The organism is Nocardioides sp. NPDC059952, from assembly GCF_042730435.1.
Taxonomy (GTDB): domain Bacteria; phylum Actinomycetota; class Actinomycetes; order Propionibacteriales; family Nocardioidaceae; genus Nocardioides.
In genome coordinates, this window is sequence record NZ_JBHWLY010000168.1 from 1 (window position 1) to 1,194 (window position 1,194).

Here is a 1,194-nt window from a genome sequence, read left to right on the forward strand (position 1 = left end):
CTCCCAGCCGGGGCGCGTGGACATGGTCGCGTGGTTCAGAGCGCGGATCGCTTCGGCGGCGTCGTCGGCGAGCTGGGCGGGGGTCTTGGTCTCCATGGTGTCCTCCGTGGTGGGGCCGGGGCCGACGGTATCGGCCCCGGTGGTGGTGGGGTGGTCAGGCGGCGGTAGTGGTCTCGGACTCGACTCGCCACACCCACCGGTCGCCGTCGGCGGCGGCGCGGCCGGCGGCGTCGGCCAGGGCGCGGGCGAGGGCCGACGCCCGCGGCTTGAGGTGCCGGGTCCGGGAGACCGTGAGCAGCTGCTCGGAGACGAGCGCGGCTTCGGCAGCAGGGAAGGTTCGGGGCTTCGGGAACTCCAGGGCGTCGACCAGTGAGGCCACGGCCTTCCGGTCGTTGTACGGCACGGAGGTCTGGACCCAGGACGCGAGGGCGGCAACCTCCTTGCGGAGGTGGTGGTCCTGCCCGAAGAAGTCGGCTCCGTGCGAGACGACCAGGCTCGGTGCCGCGTCGTGGATGGCGGGTCGGCGGGTCATGCTGCGGCTCCCATCCGGTGGGCGAGGTCGGCGAGCTGGGTGGCGGCCGCGAGGATCAACCGGACCTCAGGTGTGCCGTCGGTCAGGAGTCGGTCGGGTCCGGGCGCCGGCGGGACCGGCGCGGGGGCCGGGACCGGGCGGCGGCGCAGGGCCACCGCCAGGACCGCGAGGGCAACCACCACGGTGGCGAGGTAGGCGAGGGCGATCACGAGCCCACCGCCTCAGACGTCGTGACGCGCTTCCAGGCCGCCCGGAGCCGGGTCTCCCCGGCGCTGTGGCCCGCCCTGCGGAAGGCGAGGGCGAGGGCGTTGTACGACATCGGCGGGTTGGTGCTGGCCCGGAGCTCCGCGACGATCGCGTCGATCTGGTCGTCCGTCAGGGCGGGTGCCTCGATGGCGGCCAGTTCTTCGAAGGAGCCCCAGACGGGGAGCTGCCAGCGGGGCTGTGACGCGTCCTGTGACGCGGGTGCGACGCGCTCTGTCACGCAGGTCAGAGCCCTACCGGTGCCGTCGCCCTGCCGGACTCCGTCCAGCTCCGACCAGGCGCCGGAGAGCCTCCTGGCCGCCTTGGCCTGTGCCTCCGCGACGCGCTTCCCGGCGCCCGTCACGGCGTCGAGGCGGGTATCCTCGGTGCCCGCCTCGGCACGGAGTTCGGCGCGGGCG

Annotated in this window: 2 protein-coding genes and 1 pseudogene; all 3 read right to left on the reverse strand. The window is 74.5% G+C overall.

Features of this window, described 5'->3' with window-relative positions:
- Positions 1 to 154 precede the first annotated feature (154 nt).
- On the reverse strand, positions 155 to 532 hold the full coding sequence (locus ACFV9G_RS29935; protein WP_378733137.1) for a hypothetical protein: 378 nt from the start codon (positions 530 to 532) through the stop codon (positions 155 to 157).
- Positions 529 to 741, reverse strand: a complete 213-nt coding sequence (locus ACFV9G_RS29940; RefSeq protein ID WP_377541240.1) for a hypothetical protein — start codon at positions 739 to 741, stop codon at positions 529 to 531. The genes ACFV9G_RS29935 and ACFV9G_RS29940 overlap by 4 nt, the downstream gene beginning before the upstream one ends.
- A pseudogene (locus ACFV9G_RS29945) lies at positions 738 to 1,194 on the reverse strand (protein spdB); the annotation flags it as partial. The gene ACFV9G_RS29940 and the pseudogene ACFV9G_RS29945, both read right to left, overlap by 4 nt.

Bases quoted from the DNA above. Each gene is read 5' to 3' on its own strand.
- ACFV9G_RS29935 (WP_378733137.1), bottom strand. From the start codon at position 532: ATGACCCGCCGACCCGCCATCCACGACGCGGCACCGAGCCTGGTCGTC.